Origin of the sequence: Pseudooceanicola antarcticus (assembly GCF_900215355.1) — a bacterium.
Lineage (GTDB): Bacteria > Pseudomonadota > Alphaproteobacteria > Rhodobacterales > Rhodobacteraceae > Pseudooceanicola > Pseudooceanicola antarcticus.
This window is the reverse complement of sequence record NZ_OBEA01000006.1, coordinates 65148-86281: the sequence shown is the minus strand read 5'-3', so window position 1 is coordinate 86281 and position 21134 is coordinate 65148. Positions and strand designations below refer to the sequence as shown.

Below are 21134 nucleotides of genomic sequence, written 5' to 3'. Positions count from 1 at the left end.
CCCGCTGCGCGGCCCATGCGACATGTCTTGAGGGCCCCGCGGCGGGGCCTGTCCCCGCAATGAGCGCGCTGCACTCCTGCTGGATCACCGCAGAGGGCGAGACCGGCAGCCTTGGCAATGCCGACGCGCTCTTTCCCTGGTGGAGCTTCACCAAGACCGTCATCGCCATCTCTGCCCTGCAACTGCAGGAGGCGGGGCGGCTTGATCTCGACCGGCCCGAGGATGGGGCCTCGCTACGCCAATTGCTGCGCCACGAGGCGGGGCTGGGGGATTACGCGGGCCTGCCCTCCTACAGACGCGCGGTGGCCGCGAATGTCGAGCCCTGGACGCCGAGCCGCATGATGGCCGAGCTGGGCGCGGGGGCCCGGCCCGATCCGCAGGCGCAAGGCTGGCGATACTCGAACCCCGGCTACATGCTGGCCCGCGCCCGAATCGAGGCGGCGGCGGGCTGTGATTTCGGCTCCTATGTAGAGCGGCACATCTGCGCGCCCCTGGGCCTGAAAAGCGTGCGACTGGCCCGCTGCCGTCCAGACATGGCGGCGATCCACTGGCCAGAGGGGCGCGACTACCATCCGGGCTGGGTCTACCACGGGCTGCTTCTGGGCTCGGCACGGGAGGCCGCGGCGCTGCTGCACGGGCTGGCCCATGGCGCGCTGCTTTCAGACAACAGCCTGGCCGAGATGCAGGAACGCCGCCCGCTGGGAGGTGCGATCGAGGGACGCCCCTGGCAGGAAACGGGCTATGCACTGGGCCTGATGAGCGGTCGGCTGAAGGACATGGGCCGGGCCTGGGGACATTCGGGCGGCGGACCCTTCTGCGTCAACGCCGTCTATACCTTCCCCGATCTGGCGCCCGCCGTCACGGTGGCGAGCTTCACCGACGGCTGGAACGAGGCCCCCGCGGAATGGGAGGCCCTGCGCATCGACCAAGCCATTGCCGCGGGCGAGGCGCCCTGAGCTGAGCCCTCGTCCGACGTCTGTCCAGGCACTTCAGGCAAAGAAAAAGGGGCGCCGAGGCGCCCCTTTCCGATCCGATGTCCCAGGGCTCAGCGGAACTGGCCGTGGACCGCGTTCAGCGCGTCCTGGTCGATGCGCACATCCATGCTTTCCTGCACCTCCGCCGCATAGGCCTGGTAGAGATCCTGGGCCAGGCCGCTGGAAATCTGGCTGGTGATCTGCTGACGCAGCAGCTCGGTCTGCTCATCCCCCTCGTCGGGCGGGGTCACCGCGTCGAGACGGGTCAAGAGGACCGCGCCGAAGGCCTGGCTGATCATGGTCTCGCCCTCGGCCAGCTCGAAGACGCTGGCGTTGAAGCCGGTGGCGGTGCCAAGGACAGAGCCGCCGCGGGTCACGCCGGTCTCGGTGCTCAGCTCCAGGCCGGTCTCTTCGGCGATCTGTTCCAGCGTGGCGCCGGCCTCGGTCTGGGCCTGGATCTCCTGGGCGCGGGCGCTGAGCGCGGCTTCGGTCTGGGCGGCTTCCCAGTTGTTCTGCACCCGGTCACGCACGTCCTCGAAGGGCTCGGGCGCGGCAGGGACCACCTCGTCGAGGCGCAGGGCGAAGATGCCGCCGTCGTCGAGCTCGGCGATCTCGGGGTAATCCTCGGCGGTGACCGCAGCGGCGGCCTCGTCGAAGTCGGCATAGCCCGCGATCCCCTCGGAGAGGCCGTCGAACCAGTCGATGGTGCCAAGCTCCATGCCGGTGTCGGCGGCCAGCTCTTCCAGCGTCGCGCCACCGGCCAGCAGGTCCTCGGCGGGTTCAGCCTGGCGCGAGACCTCGCGGCGGGCCGCATCGGCGGCCAACTCTTCGCGGATCATCAGCGCGGCGGTGCCGTAGTCGACATTGTTCGCCGCCAGAACGCCGTTCACCCGGTAGAGCGCCGGGCCCAGATCAGAGGGCAGGGGGCCCACGACCTCACCGCTCTCGGCGGCGAAGACGGCCTCGCCCGCGGCGCCGAGGGCGGCCTCGGAGACATCGCCCCGGTCCACGTCGGCCAGCGTCAGGCCTCGGTCACCGACCAGTGTCTCGAAATCGGTCTCGCCGGCGTCGAGCGCGGCCTTGGCGGCCTCTGCTGCAGCCTCATCGGCGAAGGCCAGGCGCTCGACCAAGCGGCGCTCGGGCTGCTCGAACTCGTCGATCCGGGCCTCGTAGGCTTCGCGGACGGTCTCGGGGTCGATGGGCATCTCGTCGATCAGCGCATCGGGAGAGAGCATCGCATAGGTGATGCGCTTCTTCTCGGGGGCGGTGTAGTCAGAGATGTTCTCTTCGTAGAAGGCGCGCAGCACCTCGTCCGAGGGTGTCTCGAGCGGCGCTTCCAGATCGTCCTGGTCGAGGCGCAGCATGGTGATGTCACGGGTCTCGGCAATATAGCCGATCAGCGCATCGGCATAGCTCTCGGGCATCCGCGTGGCGGCGATGACGGCGGCCTGCAGGACCGAGCGCGCGGTCTCGTCGCGCAGGTCGGCCTCGAAGTCCTTTTCCGACAGGCCCGCCTGGCTCAGCGCGAAGGTATAGGTGTCGCGGTTGAAGCTGCCGTTGGCGCTCTGGAAGGCCTGGATCTGCATGATCTGGTCGCGCAGGGTGGCGTCACCGACCGACAGGCCAAGGCGCGCGGCCTCGGCGTCCAGGGCGCGTTCGCTGACCAGCTGGGCCATGACGCCATCGGGAATGCCGAAGGCCTCGGCCTCGGTGATGGTCAGCGGCCGGTTCAGCTGCGACTGGCCGATCTGGTTCATCTGGTTCTGCAGCTCGCGCGAGTAGCTGTCGATGCGGATGGACTTGCCCTCGACCTTGGCGACGGAGCTGACCGAGCCGGTGAAGCTGGTCGCGCCGAAACCGCCGAGGCCCAGGATGAGCAGGGCCAGGAGAACCCAGACCAGCCCGTTGGATGCTTTGCTCGCCATGCGGCGCCTCCGATTTTCTGCCGCGCCAAAGCGCTGGCGGGCCTTAGTGATATGATTTTGCGGCCTTTCGGGAAGGCCGTTCCGGCATCTTGTTAAAGCCTTGCCCCTCGGGGGGCAAGGCGCGCCTCGGTGAAGCCGGTCCGCCCGCTCAGGCGGAGGCGAATTCGCTCATGCGGGTCAGGAAGCTTTCGATGCCCGGCAGGTCGAGGTTGGCCACCGCAACACGCATCTGGCGCTGGCCGAGGGCGTCGCCCGAGGGGGTGAACATGGTGCCCGGCAGCATCAGGATACCGGCGTCGCGGACCAGCTTCGGCGCGAGCTCGGCCGAGGAGATGTCGAAGGGGTGGCTGAGGTAGGCGAAATAGGCGCCGGCGGAATGCAGGGTCCAGCCGGCCTCGGCCAGGCGCTCGCGGCCCGCCCACATGGCCCGACCGCGTGCCAGCACCTCGGCGCGCTCTCCGGCCAGCCATTGGGCCAGGTTCCGCATCCCCCAGAGTGCCGCGATCTGGCCCGGCTGCGGCGGGCAGATGGCCACGCAGTCGAGGAATTTCTCGATCTCGCTCAAAAGCCGCTCCGAGGCCACCACCGCCCCGGTGCGGTGCCCGGTCAGCCGGTAGGCCTTGGAGAAGGAGTAGAGATGGACCAGCACATCGTCCCAGTCGGGATCGGTGAAAAGATCATGCGGTGCCTGCTCGGACGAGTGGAAGTCACGGTAGGTCTCGTCGAGGATCAGCGCGATGCCACGGTTGCGGCAGAGATCTCGGAAGGCGGTGATCAGCTCGGGCGGGTACTCGGTGCCGGCGGGGTTGTTGGGCGAGACCAGGGTGATCGCTCGGGTGCGCGGGGTGATCAGCGCGGCGGCCTGGTCGGGGTCGGGCAGCATGCCCGCGCCGCAGGGCAGCGGCACGGCGGCGACGCCGGCCATGTCGAGCCACATCTTGTGATTGAAGTACCAGGGCGTCGGCAGGATGACCTCGTCCCCCTCGGCGGCCAGGGCGAAGAGCGTGGCGCAGAAGGCCTGGTTGCAGCCGGCGGTGATGGCGACCTGGGCGGGGCGGATCTGGCCTGCGTAGGCAGCAGACCAATCGGCGGCGATCTGTTCACGCAGGGCCGGCAGACCCAGCACGGGGCCGTAGAGGTGGGTTTCGGGCTCTGCCATGGCCTCTTGCAGCGCTTCGATCATCGGCGCGGGGGGCGGGGCCACCGGCGCGGCCTGGCTGACGTTGATCAGCGGGCGCTCGGCGGGAAACGTGACCCCGTCCAGCCAGCGGCGGGCCTCCATCACTGGGGGCAGGAAGGTGGCGCTGGTGCGGGTCTTGGCAGGGATCATGGCGGCCTCTGGTCATTGGTCGCGCGACGCTAGCAGCGGCGGGCACAGAGGGGAAGGGGCGGCGCGCCGGGCGCGGTCCGGCGCAGCACCGCCAGGGGCAGGCAAGGCCCTTGCCGCAGCGCAGCAAAGGCGTCACACTGGGCCAACGCCGGAGGACACATGCTGCACAGCTTTGGACCGGACCTGCATTACGCCGAAGGGCCGGTGATCACCGCCGCCGGAGGGTTCCGCTTTCCCACCCGCATGGCCGTTGTGCGGCTGGACGGGGGCGGGCTATGGATCTGGTCGCCGATACCGCTGACCGCAGAGCTGCGCGCGGCGGTCGAGACCCTGGGCCTGCCACAGGCGCTGGTGGCGCCCAATCACCTGCATGACAGCTGGCTTGACGATTGGGTACAGGCCTATCCGCAGGCCGAGGTCCATCTGGCGCCGGGCCTGCCCGCGCGCCACCCCGAGCTGACTCGGGCGCAGGAGCTGGGGGATGCCGCGCCGGACGCCTGGGCCGGGCAGATCGACCAGCTGGTGTTGCGCGGCAATGCGATCACCACCGAGGTGCTCTTCTTCCATCGCGCCAGCGGCACGGTGCTGGTGACGGATCTGTTGCAGAACTACCCGGTCGGGTGGTTTCCCGGCTGGCGTGGCGTGGTGGCGCGGCTGGATGGCATGGTCGGGCCCAGGCCCCGGATGCCGCGCAAGTTCCGCCTTGGTTTCCTGGGCCATCGGCGCATGGCCGGCCAGGCGGCGCGGCTGTTGCTGGACTGGCCGATCACCCGCTTGCTGGTGGCCCATGGCACGCCCGTGGAACAGGGCGCGCGCGGGCTCATGCACCGCGAGTTCGGCTGGCTCTTCCGGCGCGGCTGAGCGCTCAGCCCGCGGCGGCGTCGAAGCCCTGGCGCGCGGCGCGGATCTCGTCATGGGCCATGGCCGCCCAGCCAACCAGCCCCGCGATAGGCGGCAGCGCGGATTCACCGAGCGCCGTCAGAGAATATTCCACCGCCGGAGGCTTGGTCGGAAAGACCTGGCGCGCCACTAGCCCGTCCCGCTCGAGCGTGCGCAGCGACTGGGTCAGCATCCGCTTCGAGATATCCCCCACCTCTCGTTGCAGGGCGGCGAAGCGGCGGGGCTGGTGCGACAGCGCGATGAGGATCAGCAGGCTCCACTTGTCGCCCACCCGGTCCAGCACGTTGCGCACCGGGCAGTTCTGCAAGCCGCCTTCGTCGCTACCGCCATCGCCGCCGGCGAAGGACGAGAAGCGATCCAGCACCGCCCGCGCGGTGGCATCCAGCACGACGGGGTTACCCGGACGTTCCCTTGTCATGAAAAAGTGCCTCCTTCACAGGGCCTCATAGGTGGTCTACATCCGAGACCATATCCCACAATGAGACCGGGTTGAAGACCCGGCTTCGCAAGGAAGGAAGATGTGATGAGCAAGAAGATCCTGGTGACCGGCGCCTCCGGTCAGCTTGGGGCGCTGGTGATCGACAGCCTGCTGTCCAGAACCAAAGGCTCCGACATCGTGGCGCTGGTGCGCCGTGAGGAAGCCGCGGCTGCGTTGCGCGCCAAGGGTGTCGAGGTCCGCCTGGGTGACTACGAGGACCCCGCCGCGCTCGCCGCTGCGGTGAAGGGCGTGGACCGCGTGCTGCTGATCTCGGGCAGCGAAGTGGGCAAGGACCGTCCGGCGCAGCATGGCAACGTGATCGAGGCGGCCCGCGCCGAGGGGGTCGAGCTGATCGCCTATACCTCGATCCTGCATGCCGACGAGAGCCCGCTGTGGCTGGCCGAGGACCACAAGGCGACCGAAGCGCTGCTGGTGCAAAGCGGTCTGCCGACGGCGCTGCTGCGCAATGGCTGGTACACCGAGAACCTGACCGCCGGGCTGGCGCCCGCGCTGGAAGCCGGTGCACTGATCGGCGCCAGCGGAGAGGGCCGCTACAGCCCCGCCGCCCGTGCCGACTATGCCGAGGCCGCCGCCGTGGTGCTGCTCTCCGACGCGCCTGCGGGCATCTACGAACTGGCCGGCGGCGAGAGTTTCTCGATGGCGGAATTCGCAGCCGAGGTCAGCGCCGTGACTGGCCGCGAAATCGGCTATGCCGACCTGCCCGAGCCTGCGTTGAAAGAGGTCTATACGGGCGCCGGGCTGCCCGAGGTGGTGGCGCATATGCTGGCCGACAGCTCGGCCAATGCGGCCTCCGGTGCGCTGGAAGGATCGGGCGCCCAGCTGGAAGCGCTGATCGGCCGGCCGGCGACGGATTGGCGCGACACCCTGCGCGCGGCGCTCGCCTGAGGCCGGGCATCGGCCTGATCCCGAAAAGACGAAGGGCGCCCCGAGGGGCGCCCTTTTGCGTGAAGCTCTGCGGTTTCAGTCCTTGCCACGGTAGGGCTGGACGTATTGCAGGGCCATGTCCCAGGGGAAGAAGATCCAGGTGTCCTGGCTGACCTCGGTGATGAAGGTCTGCACCTGCGGCCGGCCCTGGGGCTTGGCGTAGACGGTGGCGACATGGGCCTTGGGGTAGAGCGCGCGGACCAGCTCCAGCGTCTTGCCGGTGTCCACCAGGTCGTCGATGATCAGGATGCCTTCGCCGTCGCCCATGATCTCGGGGTCGGGGGATTTCAGCACCTCGGCGTCGCGGCGCTCGTCGGCCTTGCCGCCGCCCGAGTGGTAGGATTTGACCGAGATCGTGTCGACGGTGCGGATGTCCAGCTCGCGCGCGACGATCATCGCCGGGGCCATGCCGCCACGGGTGATGGCAACGACAGCCTTCCAGGCGCCGCCTTCCAGCGGGCTCTGGTTGTCCAGCCGCCAGGCGAGCGCGCGGGCGTCACGGTGGATCTGGTCCCAGGAAACGTGGAACCCCTTTTCATGGGGAAGGCGGTTGTCGACCATGGCGGCGGTCCCTTTCTTGGTCGCGTAGCAGCGGTGTCGGTTCAGAAGGCAGCGATCTTGATGCCAAGGGCGGCGAGCAGCCCCCCCAGCACCCGGTCGATACCGGATTTCAGACGGGTATAGCCCAGGCGGGCGGATTCAAGCGAGAAAATCCGTGCCACGATCAGGTTCCAGGCGAATTCGTTGACGAAGACCACGCCCAGGATCGCGGCAAAGAGCAGCGGTCCGGCATGGGCGGGGACCAGGGTGACGAAGACGGCGCCGAAGAAGACCGCGGGCTTGGGATTGGCAAGCTGGGTGGTCACGCCGCGCAGGGCCAGGCGGACGAGCTCTCGCAGGCCCGCGCGGGGCAGGGGGGCGGCGCTGGCGGCCGCCGCGACCGAAAGCGGCTGATCCGCGCCGCGCCACATCTTCCAGGCCATCCAGATCAGATAGGAGGCCCCGGCGATGCGCAGGGCGATCAGCAGGCGCGGCGCCAGCTCGAAGAGCGTCGCCAGTCCCAGCACCGCGGCGCTGGCCCAGGCCATGGCGCCAAGGGCCACGCCGAAGGCAAAGCCCGCGCCGCGTGCCATGCCGCGGGTCATCGCGGTGCGCATCGTCATCAGCACCGCGGGCCCCGGAGAGATCGCGGCCACCAGGTGGACGGCAAAGACGGAAAGAAGAACAGCGGACATGGGCGGAAACCTCGTGCAACGGGAGGACGCGCGCCCTCCCGAAGCGCGCGGCCGGTCAGCTCTTGTCGATGTCGGGCGCGTCGACGGCCTTCATGCCGACGATATGGTAGCCCGAGTCGACATGGAGGTTCTCGCCGGTGACACCGGACGAGAGGTCGGACAGCAGGTAGAGCGCCGATTTGCCCACGTCGTCGATGGTCACGTTGCGGCGCAGCGGCGAGTTCAGCTCGTTCCACTTCAGGATGTAGCGGAAGTCTCCGATTCCACTTGCCGCCAGGGTCTTGATCGGCCCGGCAGAGATCGCGTTGACGCGGATGTTGTCCTTGCCGAGATCCTCGGCCAGGTACTTGACCGAGGCTTCCAGCGCGGCCTTGGCGACGCCCATGACGTTGTAGTGGGGCATCACCTGCTCGGCGCCGTAGTAGGTCAGCGTCAGCATGGAGCCACCGTTCGGCATCAGCTTCTCGGCGCGCTGTGCGACGGCGGTGAAGCTGTAGACCGAGATATCCATGGTCATCTGGAAGTTGCCGCGGCTGGTGTCGATGTAGCGACCGCGCAGCTCGGACTTGTCCGAGAAACCGATGGCGTGGACGATGAAGTCGATATCGCCCAGGTCGGACTTCACCGACTCGAAGGCCGCGTCGAGAGAGGCCTCGTCGGAGACGTCGCAATCATAGAGGTGCTTGACGCCCAGTTGATCGGCCAGCGGAATGACACGTTTCTTGAACTGATCGCCCATATAGGTGAAGGCCAGCTCTGCGCCTGCATCGGCGAGGGCCTTTGCGATCCCCCAGGCGATGGATTTGTCATTGGCCAGGCCCATGATCAGACCCTTTTTGCCTGCCATGAGGTTGTTCGACATAGCGCGCTCTCCGCCCTGTAACTTCCGGTCAAACTCCCTTAAGCGATAGGTCAGGACGCTTCAAGCCTGCCGGGCCCCAAGCGACCCGGAGAGGACCCAGAAGGGTCCACAGAGTGACAGGAGGATGCCCGCATGTCGGACAGAGACGGGATTTTCGTAGGCGACGACCCTTTCGTCATTGCGCAACGCTGGCTTGAGGAGGCGGTCAAGACCGAGGTCAACGACCCGAACGCGATCGCCCTGTCGACCGTGGACCAGGACGGTTTGCCGAACGTGCGCATGGTGCTTCTAAAAGATATCTTGAGCGACGGCTTCGTATTTTATACGAATTACCAAAGTATGAAGGCTAATGAACTTGACCTAAGCGGCAAGGTGGCCTTTGTCATGCATTGGAAATCCCTGCGGCGGCAGATTCGGGTGCGCGGCCTCGTGACACGTTTCGACGGTCCCGAGGCGGATGCCTATTACGCGTCGAGATCGCTGAAATCCCGGCTGGGGGCCTGGGCTTCTGCACAATCCCGACCCTTGGCATCGCGTGGTGCGCTCATGGCGGAGGTGGCGAAGGTCACTGCAACCCATGGCACGAATCCGAAGCGGCCTCCGTTCTGGGGCGGCTACAAGATCGAGCCTGTTGAGATTGAATTTTGGGCGGATGGCGCGTTCCGGTTGCATGACCGTTTCCGCTGGACGCGTGCTGAAGTGACCGGGAATTGGGATATCCAGAGGTTGAACCCCTGAAAACTCGCGTCACTTGAGCTTTTTAACGCTACTGGCGGGTTGCCGTTGGTACGCGAATGTTGTTGATAAAAACAGTGGGGGTTTACGACGTCGAGTTTGGGGACGGGCGTCGTGAATGCAAGCGGGGTTTGAAGTGAATCATCATGACGACACCACCCGGAAGCTGATCGGCCGCGTGAAGTGGTTCGATCCGGCACGCGGGTTCGGCTTTGTCGTGGCCGAAGAAGGCGGGCCGGATATTCTGCTGCACGCGAACGTGCTGCGGAATTTCGGTCAGAGCTCCGTCGCGGACGGGGCGGTCGTGGATATCTTGGTCCAGCGCACCCAGCGGGGAGCCCAGGCGATCGAGGTTCTCAGCATCGAGCCGCCCGAAGGGGCGGGCACCGCGGTGCTCGAGGATTTCCGAACGCTCGATCCCGAGCAGATCCAGGCCTTGCCGATGGAGCCTGCGCGGGTGAAGTGGTTCGACAAGATCAAGGGTTTCGGCTTCGCCAATGTCTTTGGCCGCGACGAGGATGTCTTCATCCATGTCGAGGTGCTGCGCGCCTCGGGCCTGGCAGATCTCGCCCCCGGCGAGGCGGTTGCCCTGCGGGTGATCGACGGCAAGCGCGGACGCATGGCCACCGAGATCTGCGCCTGGGAGGCGGCGGCCCGCTAGGGCTGCCGGGGTTCCATGGCGCGACTGGCTTGCCTCGTCCTTTGTCTTTCGGTGCTGATGCCCCAGCTCGGGCAGGCCGGGGCCTGCCGCGATGACCGGGTGGAGGTGATCACCGATGCCGGCCTTCAGGCCTTCCGCGTCGAGATCGCCGATGATGCCGCCGAGCGCGCCCGCGGGCTGATGTACCGCGAGAGCATGCCGCTCTCGCAGGGCATGCTCTTCGTCTATGACCGCCCGCAGCAGCTGGCCTTCTGGATGCGCAATACGCTCATCCCGCTGGACATCCTCTTCTTTGACGAGACCGGCACGCTGGTCCGCGCGCAAGAGATGGCCAGGCCGCTGGACGAGACGCCGCTGCCGGGGGGCGTCAGCCAGTTCGTGCTCGAGATCAACGGCGGCCTGGCCGCGAGAATGGGCATTTCCGAAGGCGCGAAGCTGCGTCATCCGGCGGTTGACCCCGCTCTGGCGGCCGCACCCTGCGATCAGGGCTGAAAGCGCTGCAAGAGCCTCTTTCCATCGTCGTCATGACAGGCTAGAGAAGCGCACGGTCCGGGGCGTAGCGCAGTCTGGTAGCGCACCTGTTTTGGGTACAGGGGGTCGTGAGTTCGAATCTCGCCGCCCCGACCACACCATCAACGACTTGCAAGGCATCTCCGTTGAAACGGATTGGCTTTGGGCAACGGGCTTGAGACAAGTCGTTTTCCAGGGGGTCCGCAGCTTCACCACTTTCGCGATCGTTTCTGCCTCGGCCATAGCGGTCGGTCGTAGAAACCTCCAAGTGCTGGCCGGCATCGCGCTTGAACAGCGTTTCCAGGTTCGGCTCCAAATGAGGCAGAAGACCGGGAAACGCGACGCCGGCCGCTCGAAACGGCCGGCATCCCTTGCCCGATCTATCGATGTCAGAAGAACCCGAGCTTGTTCGGGTTGTAGCTGACCAGCATGTTCTTGGTCTGCTGGTAGTGGTCGAGCATCATCTTGTGCGTTTCGCGACCGATACCGGACTGCTTGTAGCCACCGAAAGCAGCGTGCGCGGGATACGCGTGGTAGTTGTTCACCCAGACGCGGCCGGCCTCGATATTGCGACCGAAACGATAGGCGCGGGTGCCGTCGCGGGTCCAGACGCCGGCGCCGAGGCCATACATCGTGTCGTTGGCGATGGCGAGGGCCTCCTCCTCGTCCTTGAAGGTGGTGACCGAGACCACGGGGCCGAAGATCTCTTCCTGGAAGACCCGCATCTTGTTGTGGCCCTTCAGGATCGTCGGCTGGACGTAGTACCCGTTCGCGAGGTCGCCGTTGAAGCGCGCGGCATCGCCGCCGACCAGGACCTCGGCCCCTTCCTCGACGCCGATGGTCAGGTAGGACATGATCTTGTCCTGCTGTTCCTTCGACGCCTGGGCGCCGACCATCGTCTCCATCTGGCGCGGGTCGCCCTGCTTGATCGCCTTCACCCGTTCGATGCAGCGGGCGATGAATTCCTCGTAGATGTCTTCCTGGATCAGCGCGCGCGAGGGGCAGGTGCAGACCTCGCCCTGGTTGAAGGCGAAGAGCACGAAGCCCTCGACCGCCTTGTCGAGGAAGGCGTCGTCCTCGGCCATGACGTCGGAGAAGAAGATGTTGGGCGACTTGCCGCCCAGTTCCAGCGTCACCGGGATCAGGTTCTTGGTCGCGGCCTTCATGATGATGCGCCCGGTCTCGGTCGAGCCGGTGAAGGCGATCTTGGCGATGCGGTCGCTTTCGGCCAGCGGGCCGCCGACCTCGGGGCCCATGCCGTTGACGATGTTCAGGACGCCCGCGGGCAGCAGGTCGGCGATGGTCTCTATCAGGACCATGATCGCAGCCGGGGTCTGCTCGGCCGGCTTCAAGACGATGCAATTGCCCGCCGCCAGCGCAGGCGCCAGCTTCCAGGCCGCCATCAGGATCGAGAAGTTCCACGGGATGATCTGGCCGACAACGCCGAGCGGCTCGTGGAAGTGATAGGCCACGGTGTCGGAATCGATTTCGGACATCGTGCCTTCCTGGCTGCGCAGCACCCCCGCGAAATAGCGGAAATGGTCCACCGACAGCGGGATGTCGGCCGCCGTGGTCTCGCGGATCGGCTTGCCGTTGTCCCAGGTCTCGGCTGCGGCGATCAGGTCGAGGTTCTCTTCGATGCGGTCGGCGATCTTCAGCAGGACGTTCGAGCGCTCAGCCGCGCTGGTCTTGCCCCAGGCCTCTTTCGCGGCATGGGCGGCGTCCAGCGCCAGCTCGACATCCTCGGCGGTCGAGCGGGCCACTTCGCAGACCTTGGCGCCGGTGATCGGGGTGATGTTGTCGAAATACTGGCCCTTCACGGGGGGCACGAATGTGCCGCCGATGAAGTTGTCATAGCGGGTGCGGAAGGGCGACTTGAATGCGCCCGTGACGTCGGTCATCTCGTTCATTGGGTATCCTCCTTTGCGCCTCCGGTCCTCCACCAGAGACGAAGAGAAGGTTGCAGACGACAGCGCCCGCGTCAGCCCGGGCAACCGAACCGGCAGGCGCGACGTGTCTCATCCCTGAGACATTCAGTTCGGATTTCCGCCGAGCCCCAGCCGTTTCATGCGGCGATAGAGGGTGGCACGGCCGATCCCCAGCATCCGGGCGGCCTGGGACACGTTGCCATCGGCGCGCGACAGTGCCCGATTTACCGCCGCTCTTTCGGCCTTCTCGAAGCCGGTCGGCCCGTCGTCGCGCCCGAAGAGGTCGGAGGCGGGAACCGACTTGATCGGTCCGCTGCTGTTCAGGCGAAAGGCCTTGCGTGCGCCGCGGGTGGCGCCCATCACCAGATCGTCGCGATCCACCGCCAGCAGCGTCGCCGCTTCGCTGTCGTCGGTATCGGCGACGATGATCCGGGCCCCCGAGAAGGCCGCGCGAAAGTTGTCGGTTTCGATCTGGCGAGCGGTCTGGACCACCATCGCCGCGATCAGGTGATTGAACGCCTCGGTCTGGTCGGCCCGGGCCGAGGATACGTCGAGCGCGCCGATCAACTCGCCCTCGGGGCCGAAGATGGGGGCGTCCATGCAACTCATCCCGGTGTTGCGGGCATGGAAATGGTCGTCGCGGTGGATGATGACGCGCCGCCCTTCGGCGATGCAGGTGCCGATGCCATTGGTGCCTTCCGAGGCTTCGGACCAGTCGGAGCCGGGTGTCAGCCCCCAGCCATCGAAGGCGGCAAGATCGCTGTCCGCGGTGCGCAGGTCGAGCACCACCCCATCTGCATCGGTCAGGAGCACGCCGCAGCCCGAGCTGCCGACGAGCTGGAAGAGCGCATCGAGCTTCGGAGCGGCCACGTGCAACATCGCTTCCGATCGCTCGCGCCGCTCTGCCAAGGCCTCTGACGTCACGCGCTGCACGCCGGCCTTCTGGCCCGGATCCAGGCCATGATGGTCGAACGACCGGCGCCACGAAGCAGCAAGCCGGGATCTGGCCGCGGCACTGGGATGACTGGCGACCGCCACCACGCGATCAATGTGCTTCGTGTCCGACATCAATCCTGAACTCCTCCCTGCGCTGATGGTATCGCGTCTTTTCTGATCCGTCGAGCGACAGCCAGAGATACCCGCCAGCTCGGATCGAGTGGGGCGACGCACTCCGGAAGGATCGGGGCCACCGGCGCAGCCTTTCCCGCGCAGGGCATCTGGGGTAGGGAATGACCCCATGCAATGACCCCCGAACCGCTCCCGTAGATCCCGCCCATAGGCCCGCCTTGCCGCGGGGCTTTGGCCCCAGGATCGCCGGTGCAGCATCCGGGCCCCCTGAACGACAAGATGGTTTCTGATGCTGCTGACACTGGATGATTTCGAGCCCGCCGCCCGCCGCCGCCTGCCGCGCCCGCTTTTTGGCTATGTCTCGGGCGCTGCCGAAACCGGCGCGGCACGGCAGGATAACCGCGCGGCGCTGGATGCCTGGCGCCTGGTGCCGAAGGTGCTGGCCGGGGTCGAGGGGCGCTCTGTCGCGCAGAACCTCATGGGCAAGACGTATACCGCCCCCTTCGGCATCGCGCCCATGGGGCTCTCGGCGCTGATGGCGCGCGACGGCGACAGGGTTCTGGCGCGGGCGGCCGGGGCGGCGGGGCTTCCCTTCGTGCTCTCCGGCTCTTCGTTGACGCGGATGGAGGACGTCCGGGACGCCAATCCCGACGCCTGGTTCCAGGCCTATCTGCCCGGCGAAGAAGACCGCATCCGCGCCCTGATCGCCCGCGCCCGAGAGGCCGGTTTCGGCACCCTGGTGCTGACCGCCGACACGGCGGTGGTGGCCAACCGGGAAAACAACCTGCGGGCCGGTTTCTCGACGCCGCTCAGGGTGACGCCGAGGCTGCTGTGGGATTTCGCCATCAAGCCCCGCTGGGTGCTGGGAACCTTCGTGCCCACCCTGGCCAGGGGCATGCCCCACTTCGAGAACTCCGATGCCATTCGCGGCGCGCCGATCATCTCGAAGCAGGCGATGCGGGACTTCGGGCGCAAGGATCACCTGAGCTGGGATCACCTTGCGCTGATGCGCGACCTCTGGCCGGGCAAGCTGGTTCTGAAGGGCGTGATTGCCCCGGACGACGTGGGGCGGGCGCGGGCGCTTGGCTGCGACGGGGTGGTCCTGTCCAACCACGGCGGGCGTCAGCTGGACCACGCGATATCGCCGCTGCGCATCCTGCCCGAAGCGCGCGCGCAGGCGGGGGACATGGCGCTGCTCGTCGACGGCGGCATCCGGCGCGGCACCGATGTGATCAAGGCCCTGGCCCTGGGCGCGGACATGGTGCTGGTGGGACGGCCGCTTCTCTACGCGGCGACACTGGGCGGGCAGGAGATGGCTACACGGGCCATCGATATCCTGAAGACCGAGATCCACCGCAACCTGGGCCTCCTGGGTTTGCGCAGCCTGTCCGAGGTCGGCCCGGATATCCTGCATCGCGTCTGACACTGGCCCCCTCGGCGCTCGCCTGCACCGGCGCACCGATGACTGCCTGCCAAAACGCATGGGAGCGCCCCGAAGGGCGCTCCCATCTGTCGCTAAAGAGGGGGGAGGGGGCGCCGCACCACGGGGAGCGTGGGTGCGGCGCGGGGCTCAATCGGCCTTTCGGCTATCGATGAAGCGCTTCTTCAGCGACGGTCCGATGATCACGGCGACGGTCAGCGCCACCAGGATCAGGCTTGTGGTGTTCTGGAAGAGCACCATCGGGTCGCCGCGACCGATACGCAGGGCCAGGCGCAGGTTCTCTTCGGCGAAACCGCCCAGGATCAGGCCCAGCACCACCGGCGGCAGCGGGAACTTCAGCCGGTCCATGACCCAGCCGACCGCACCGAAGCCCAGCATCAGGTAGACGTCGAACATCCGGCCGTGGATCGAATAGACGCCGATCAGCATCAGAACGATGATCACGGACCCCAGCAGCGGGCGCGGCAGGTTCAGCAGGCGGGCGAAGCTGTTGGTCGCCAGCGAGCCGCCCAGGATGATCAGCAGGATCGCCCCGAAGAGGAACTGCCACATGAAGCCGAAGACGATGTCGGGATTGTCCCGGAACAACATCGGACCCGGCTGCAGGCCATGCACCAGCAGGCCGCCCAGCATCACCGCGGCAACGGCGGTGCCCGGAATGCCCAGGGTCAGGGCGGGGATCAGCGCAGAGGCGGTGTCGGCGTTGTTGGCAACCTCGGCCGCGGCCACGCCCTCGGGCTCGCCCTCACCCCATTCCTCGGGGTTCTTCGAGGTGCGGCGCGCCTCGTTGTAGGACATGAAGGCCGCCATGGAGCCACCCGCACCGGGCAGGATCCCGATCCAGATGCCCAGGAAGGACCCGCGCAGCCAGGTCTTCCAGAAACCCTTCATGCGCGGCAGGGCCTTCCAGAGCGACTCGGTCCCCAGCTTGGAGCTCGAGACACCGCCGGTCTTCAGCGGCGTTTCCAGCAGGTCGATCACCGGCGGCAGCGCGTAGAGGCCGACCAGCAGGATCACGATGTTGATGCCGTCCAGCATTTCCAGCTGGCCGAAGGTGAAACGGTCGTTGCCGTAGATCGGGTCGGAACCGATGACCGAGACGAAGACACCGAAACAGGCCGAGATCAGGCCCTTCACCGGGTTGCCACCCAGCAGGAAGATGATCGAGGCCAGGCCGAAGACCGCGACCCAGAAGACCTCGGAGGGGCCGAAGAGCAGCGTCACCTTGGACAGCGGCGGAGCCAGCAGCATCAGCGCGAAGGCCGAGGCGATGCCCCCGAAGGCAGAGGAGACAACCGCGACCTGCAGGGCGAAGCCGCCTTCACCCTTCTGCGCCATCGGGTAGCCATCGAAGGTCGTGGCGACGGCGGCGGGGGTGCCGGGGATGCGCAGCAGGACGGCGGGGATTGCGCCGCCATACATGGCGCCGTTGTAGATGCCCGCCATCAGGCCGAGCGCGACGAGCGGCTCAAGTCCGAAGGTGAAGGGCACGAGAACAGAGATTGCCATGGTGGCCGAGAGGCCGGGCATGGCGCCCACGACGATGCCCGCGATGACGCCGATGATCACGGCGGCGAAGTTGGTCAGGGCAAAGACGTCGGGCAGAGCATGAAGAAGATCGGAATACATGGATCAACGCCCCCAGAAGCGGCCAGTGGGGAAGTCCTGCGACATCCCGAAATCGAAGATGGCCCAGATCGTGCCGACGACGATCACCGTGGCGACCAGCAGCCCGAGCGGATTGCGATAGCCAAAGAGCCAGGCGACCAGCGGAATGGTCACGGCGGTGCTGACGTAGAAACCGATGAAATCGGTGGCCAGCGCGTAGGAGACGATCAGCAGGAAGGCTCCGACCACGCGCTTCGGCGACTGGGTGACGGGCTTTGCCTCTTCTCCGGCGGCGGCCTTGCGCTGGTCGGCGAGCAGCAGCAGCACGGCCAGAACGATCAGGCCGATCAGCATTGCGGCGGGCAGCAGCGCGGAGATCGGGCGCAGCTCGGAGGTGGGGATAAGGAACCCGGCGGCGACCAGAAGGATCCCGAGTGCGGTCAGGGTCTCGGGCCGGGTCAGACGGGATTTGCGGCTCTCGGGCATGGGTTTGCTCTTGATGACAGGTGGGGGGATGCGTGAGGGGGAAGATCCCCCTCACGCTCTTGGCCTCAGTTCCAGGGGGTGGTTTCCCACACGCCCTTGGCGAGATCATAGAGGTCCGAGGTCAGCTGCTTGAAGTCCTCGCCGGTGACCACTTCGACCGGGTTGGCGGTCGCGGCCATGGCGTCGAGGAACTCCTGATCGCTGGACAGCTGGGAGAAGGCGTCGATCAGCTTGGCCTGCACGTCTTCCGGCAGCCCCTTGGGGGCGATGAAGCCGCGCATGGAGCCGTTGACCAGGTCGAGGCCCTGCTCCTGGAAGGTTGCCAGCTCAGGTGCGAAGGGCGAACGCTCCTTGGTGGCGACGCCCAGGACGTTCAGCTGGTCCTGGAATTCGGCCACTTCCGAGATGTTCAGGATGCCCATGGCGACGTGGCCGCCCAGAAGCGCGGTCCGTGCGGGGGCGGAGCCCTTGAACGGAACGATGGTGAACTCGGTCTCGGTGAGGTTCTGCAGCTTGATCAGCGCGAAGTGGTCATCGCCACCCAGCGAGGACATGCCGACGGTCACGGCGAAGGGGTTTTCCTTCGCTTCGGCGATCAGCTTGTCCAGGGTGTCCAGGCCGCTGTCCTTCGAGGTGACGATCACGTTGGGATCGTTCACGACGTTGGCCAGGTAGGTGAAGCTGTCGCGGTCGTAATCGGCCTCGCGGTCGATGGTACGCGCCATCATGCCCGGCAGGTTGAAGGTGCCCAGGGTGTAGCCGTCCGGATCGGCATTCGCCGCTTCGGTCACGCCGATCTGGCCCGAGGCACCGGGCATGTTCTTCACGACGAGGCTTGCGCCGTCGCCCAGGTACTTCTCGATGAAGGGCGCGGCGGTACGCGCCATGACATCGGTGCCGCCACCAGCGGAATAGCCCACGATCACCTCGATGGGTTTCTCGGGATAGTCGGCCATGGCTGCCCCTGCGGACAGGATCATTGCGCCGGCAATGGCAGTTTTCTTGAAGATGTTGAGCATGTCACTCCTCCTTTGCATGCAGGTTTGCTTAGTCTTGGGGCAGGGCACAACCGCGTTCCTTGAGTGCGCGGTCAACCCAGCTCCGGTCGTTGGTGCCAGCTTCGATGTCAGCCATCTGCTTGATCTCGGCGGCGGATTTGGCCTGAGTGGATTTCAGGATCGTATCGGCCCCGTCGATAGGCACGCATAGCACGCCATCGCTGTCACCGATGATGATATCGCCGGGATGGATAACCATTCCGTCGATGGAGATAGGAACATTGACCTCGCCGGGTCCGTCCTTGTACGGGCCGCGATGGGTGACACCCGCTGCCCAGGTCGGCAGGTTTGTCTCGCGGAAATTGTCCAGGTCGCGGATCGCGCCGTCGATGACGAAGCCGACCACGCCCTTCTTGATAGCATAGGCCAGCATCAACTCGCCCATGAGTGCATTGTCCAGGGCACCGCCCGCGTCGACGACGATCACGTCGCCGGGCACGGCACGGTCGATGGCGGCATGCAGCATCAGGTTGTCGCCGGGGCGCGCCTTCACCGTCAGGGCGACGCCCGCCATGCCGCCGGAGCTGTGCATCGGGCGCAGGCGCGAGCCGGCGGCGGTCATGCGCGACATGCTGTCGGAGACATTGGCCACCGGAAGCTTGGCGAACTCGGCGACGAGCTCGGCAGGGGCGACGCGGTCACGGTTGAGGATGCGGAAGCCGATGGTCATTGTCACTTCTCCATGTTTGCCGGCTCTGCCTGTGCGGCGGCCAGCAATTTGCGGTTGATGATGCGTTCGGGGGCGACGGGCTGGCCGTCGAGGATCTGGAAGATGCCGGTCACCGCATCGACGCCGACACGGGCGCCGGCCTGGCGGGTGACGCCGCCGATATGCGGGGTCAGCACGATTTCCGGAACGTCGAAATAGGGGTGATCGGGGGCGGGGGGCTCGACCGCGAAGGTATCGAGGCCCGCGCCTGCCAGGTGGCCGCTCTCGATCGCTGCCACCAGGGCGGGCTCGTCGATCAGACCACCGCGGGCGGTGTTGATGACATAGGCCCCCTTGGGCATCTTGGCGATGCTCTCGGCGTTCAGCATGCCGCGCGTCTGGTCGTTCAGCGGGCAATGCAGCGAGAGGATGTCGGATTGCACCAGCATCTCATCGAGCGTGGCGCAGCGGGTGACGCCGAGCGCCTCGAAGGCGCTGTCGGGGGCGTAGGGGTCATACCCCACCAGGTTCAGACCCAGGCCCTTGGCCATGCGGCCGGTGGCCTGGGCAATCGCGCCCATGCCCATCAGGCCCATGGTGGAGCCGGCGATCTCTCGCCCGGAGAAGCCGGGCTTTTCCCAACGACCGGCGCGCAGGCCCGCATCCAGCGGCAGCACCCGCTTGACCGTTGCCAGCAGCAGCGCGATGGCATGTTCGCCCACCGAGACCGCGTTGGCGCCGGTGGCGACCAGCACCGGGATGCCGCGCTCGGCGGCGGCCTCGATGTCGATGTTGTCGACGCCGACCCCGTGCTTCGAGATCACCTTGAGGTGCGGCGCCACATCCATGACCGAGGCATCCAGGCGGCCCATGCGAGAGACAATGCCCTCGGCGCCGGTCTTCTGAAGATACTCGGAAATGACCGCGCTGTCGGCATAGGGCGGGGTGTGCACCGTCTGGTACCCATGCTCGGCCACGATACGGGCCGCTGCCGGGTCGAGGTCGGGCCCCGTTACGAGGATTGTCTTGCTCATCGCGCGTGTCTCCATAGCGTCCCGAGACGTCGGGGCGCGCCATTTCGTCTCTGTGTCTGTCGATAGATCTGCAGCGGTCTCCTCAACCGGGCTGCAGGTCTCCTCCTTGGGTGGTGACCCTAACGCAAAGAATGTCTTCACAAAAACGCGTAATTCTGGTTATTAGATTTAGAAAAACTGGATGTGATGATGGAAACCCGGCAACTGAAGACCCTCTTGGCCATTCAATCCCATGGCACTTTCGCCCAGGCGGCAGATGTTGTCGGCCTGACCCCCTCGGCCGTCAGCCAGCAGGTTCACGCCTTGGAAGAGGAGCTGCGCGTGACCATCTTCGACCGCAGCACCCGACCGCCGCGGGTCACGCCCGAGGGACATCAGGTGCTTGAAATGGCACGTGATATCCTGCGCCGCGCCGAGGATACCAAGGCCAGCCTGAGCGGTGATCAGATCGCCGGCACGCTGATGCTGGGCTCGGTCCGCTCAAGCGCGCTGAACCTCCTGCCGCGCGCTTTGATACAGATGCGCCAGCGCTATCCGGCGCTGAAGCCAAGCCTGCGGGTGTCGCTCTCGACCAGCCTCATCGCGGATGTCGCGGCCGGTCGTCTCGACGCGGCTATCGTCGCGGAACACCTGGGATTCCCCAGTGCGCTGCGCTGGAGTCCCTTCCTGCGCGAGCCGCTCTGGCTGATCGGACCGCCGGGCATGCAGGCCGTCGACCCCATCGAGTTGCTGAATACGCGGCCCTATATCCGCTTCCGGAGCGCGGTGCCGCTGGCCAACCTGATCGACACCGAACTCTCTCGACTCGGCGTGGTGACCAATGACGTGGCCGAGATCGACACCATCGGCTCGATCGTCACCTTCGTGCGCCAGGGGCTGGGCATCTCGGTTGTGCCCCATGTCGCCTTGCAGGAGCCCGAGGACCTGGGCCTCAGCCGTCACCCCTTCGGCTCGCCGCAGGTGAACCGCCAGATCGGCATCGTCGAGCGGACCTCTTCTCCGCGCGCCGAGATCATCGGCCTGTTGCACGGCGCCCTGTCCGAGCTTTGCGGTGAATACGGTGTCGACCGCGACGCGACCTCCTGAACGTCACACCGGCCCGGCCCTTCCTGGCGATGCGTGTCGGTTGGCTGGCGTCTGTTCTCACGAGGCGCACCAACACGCACAGGGGGCACTGTATATATAGTAGGGGGACTGGCCTAAGCCTTGGCCACCCGGGGGCAGGGGCCCGCCTTCGGTTGGCCCGGTATCTTTGGCGCCTGGGCTTCCAGACCTGACGCTTTTCCGCATCTCTTTGATTTGCTTGG

Annotated in this window: 21 protein-coding genes and 1 tRNA gene; 9 read left to right on the top strand and 13 right to left on the bottom strand. The window is 66.6% G+C overall.

Annotated elements, in window-relative coordinates:
* The first annotated feature begins 59 nt into the window (after positions 1-59).
* Entirely contained in the window at positions 60-956 is an 897-nt protein-coding gene (locus CRO50_RS15130; RefSeq protein ID WP_097146769.1) for a serine hydrolase domain-containing protein, read from the top strand.
* Between the two features lie 89 nt (positions 957-1045).
* Here CRO50_RS15130 and CRO50_RS15125 read toward each other — a convergent pair whose 3' ends face one another.
* Positions 1046-2899 (bottom strand): peptidyl-prolyl cis-trans isomerase, encoded by a 1854-nt coding sequence (locus tag CRO50_RS15125; protein WP_097146768.1) that lies wholly within the window; start codon positions 2897-2899, stop codon positions 1046-1048.
* 148 nt (positions 2900-3047) lie between these two features.
* Positions 3048-4229, bottom strand: a complete 1182-nt coding sequence (locus tag CRO50_RS15120) for an aminotransferase (RefSeq protein WP_097146767.1) — start codon at positions 4227-4229, stop codon at positions 3048-3050.
* A gap of 159 nt (positions 4230-4388) precedes the next feature.
* Here CRO50_RS15120 and CRO50_RS15115 point away from each other — a divergent pair, with 159 nt between their 5' ends.
* Positions 4389-5090 (top strand): DUF4336 domain-containing protein, encoded by a 702-nt coding sequence (locus tag CRO50_RS15115; protein WP_097146766.1) that lies wholly within the window; start codon positions 4389-4391, stop codon positions 5088-5090.
* Positions 5091-5094: 4 nt separating this feature from the next.
* Here CRO50_RS15115 and CRO50_RS15110 read toward each other — a convergent pair whose 3' ends face one another.
* Positions 5095-5547 (bottom strand): winged helix-turn-helix transcriptional regulator, encoded by a 453-nt coding sequence (locus CRO50_RS15110; protein WP_097146765.1) that lies wholly within the window; start codon positions 5545-5547, stop codon positions 5095-5097.
* Positions 5548-5652: 105 nt separating this feature from the next.
* Here CRO50_RS15110 and CRO50_RS15105 point away from each other — a divergent pair, with 105 nt between their 5' ends.
* Positions 5653-6513 (top strand): NAD(P)H-binding protein, encoded by an 861-nt coding sequence (locus tag CRO50_RS15105; RefSeq protein WP_097146764.1) that lies wholly within the window; start codon positions 5653-5655, stop codon positions 6511-6513.
* A gap of 75 nt (positions 6514-6588) precedes the next feature.
* Here CRO50_RS15105 and gpt read toward each other — a convergent pair whose 3' ends face one another.
* The 3 genes from gpt to fabI are packed head-to-tail and all read right to left on the bottom strand — an operon-like array spanning position 6589 to position 8649.
* A complete protein-coding gene (gpt, locus tag CRO50_RS15100) occupies positions 6589-7113 on the bottom strand; it encodes a xanthine phosphoribosyltransferase (RefSeq protein ID WP_097146763.1) in 525 nt (174 codons plus the stop codon).
* A gap of 41 nt (positions 7114-7154) precedes the next feature.
* Complete coding sequence (locus tag CRO50_RS15095; RefSeq protein WP_097146762.1) at positions 7155-7787, bottom strand: LysE family translocator; 633 nt, start codon at positions 7785-7787, stop codon at positions 7155-7157.
* A gap of 55 nt (positions 7788-7842) precedes the next feature.
* Positions 7843-8649, bottom strand: coding sequence for an enoyl-ACP reductase FabI (gene fabI / locus CRO50_RS15090; protein WP_097146761.1), 807 nt, complete (start codon positions 8647-8649; stop codon positions 7843-7845).
* A gap of 132 nt (positions 8650-8781) precedes the next feature.
* Between fabI and pdxH the strand changes: the two genes are divergently transcribed.
* The 4 genes from pdxH to CRO50_RS15070 all read left to right on the top strand — a co-directional run bounded on the left by pdxH (position 8782) and on the right by CRO50_RS15070 (position 10672).
* Positions 8782-9387, top strand: a complete 606-nt coding sequence (gene pdxH / locus CRO50_RS15085; RefSeq protein WP_097146760.1) for a pyridoxamine 5'-phosphate oxidase — start codon at positions 8782-8784, stop codon at positions 9385-9387.
* A 115-nt stretch (positions 9388-9502) separates the two neighbouring features.
* Entirely contained in the window at positions 9503-10045 is a 543-nt protein-coding gene (locus CRO50_RS15080; protein ID WP_097146759.1) for a cold-shock protein, read from the top strand.
* A 15-nt stretch (positions 10046-10060) separates the two neighbouring features.
* The gene (locus CRO50_RS15075; protein ID WP_097146758.1) at positions 10061-10537 is read left to right on the top strand and encodes a DUF192 domain-containing protein; all 477 of its coding nucleotides are present in this window, start codon (positions 10061-10063) and stop codon (positions 10535-10537) included.
* Positions 10538-10595: 58 nt separating this feature from the next.
* A tRNA-Pro gene (locus CRO50_RS15070) sits at positions 10596-10672 on the top strand.
* Positions 10673-10944: 272 nt separating this feature from the next.
* On the opposite strand, the gene adh is transcribed toward CRO50_RS15070, so the two are convergent.
* Both adh and CRO50_RS15060 read right to left on the bottom strand, forming a co-directional pair.
* Positions 10945-12465 (bottom strand): aldehyde dehydrogenase, encoded by a 1521-nt coding sequence (gene adh, locus CRO50_RS15065; RefSeq protein WP_097146757.1) that lies wholly within the window; start codon positions 12463-12465, stop codon positions 10945-10947.
* Positions 12466-12588: 123 nt separating this feature from the next.
* On the bottom strand, positions 12589-13551 hold the full coding sequence (locus tag CRO50_RS15060) for a GAF domain-containing protein (protein ID WP_232617800.1): 963 nt from the start codon (positions 13549-13551) through the stop codon (positions 12589-12591).
* A 289-nt stretch (positions 13552-13840) separates the two neighbouring features.
* Here CRO50_RS15060 and CRO50_RS15055 point away from each other — a divergent pair, with 289 nt between their 5' ends.
* On the top strand, positions 13841-14974 hold the full coding sequence (locus tag CRO50_RS15055; protein ID WP_097146755.1) for an alpha-hydroxy acid oxidase: 1134 nt from the start codon (positions 13841-13843) through the stop codon (positions 14972-14974).
* Positions 14975-15121: 147 nt separating this feature from the next.
* Here CRO50_RS15055 and CRO50_RS15050 read toward each other — a convergent pair whose 3' ends face one another.
* From CRO50_RS15050 to CRO50_RS15030, 5 genes are all read right to left on the bottom strand, one after another.
* Positions 15122-16621, bottom strand: a complete 1500-nt coding sequence (locus CRO50_RS15050; RefSeq protein ID WP_097146754.1) for a tripartite tricarboxylate transporter permease — start codon at positions 16619-16621, stop codon at positions 15122-15124.
* 3 nt (positions 16622-16624) lie between these two features.
* Positions 16625-17086, bottom strand: a complete 462-nt coding sequence (locus CRO50_RS15045) for a tripartite tricarboxylate transporter TctB family protein (RefSeq protein ID WP_097146753.1) — start codon at positions 17084-17086, stop codon at positions 16625-16627.
* Between the two features lie 65 nt (positions 17087-17151).
* On the bottom strand, positions 17152-18105 hold the full coding sequence (locus tag CRO50_RS15040) for a Bug family tripartite tricarboxylate transporter substrate binding protein (protein WP_097146752.1): 954 nt from the start codon (positions 18103-18105) through the stop codon (positions 17152-17154).
* Between the two features lie 28 nt (positions 18106-18133).
* On the bottom strand, positions 18134-18814 hold the full coding sequence (locus CRO50_RS15035) for an RraA family protein (RefSeq protein ID WP_179747297.1): 681 nt from the start codon (positions 18812-18814) through the stop codon (positions 18134-18136).
* 2 nt (positions 18815-18816) lie between these two features.
* The gene (locus tag CRO50_RS15030; protein ID WP_097146981.1) at positions 18817-19827 is read right to left on the bottom strand and encodes a hydroxyacid dehydrogenase; all 1011 of its coding nucleotides are present in this window, start codon (positions 19825-19827) and stop codon (positions 18817-18819) included.
* A gap of 189 nt (positions 19828-20016) precedes the next feature.
* On the opposite strand from CRO50_RS15030, the gene CRO50_RS15025 reads away from it, so the two are divergent.
* The gene (locus CRO50_RS15025; RefSeq protein ID WP_097146750.1) at positions 20017-20913 is read left to right on the top strand and encodes a LysR family transcriptional regulator; all 897 of its coding nucleotides are present in this window, start codon (positions 20017-20019) and stop codon (positions 20911-20913) included.
* Positions 20914-21134: the final 221 nt, after the last annotated feature.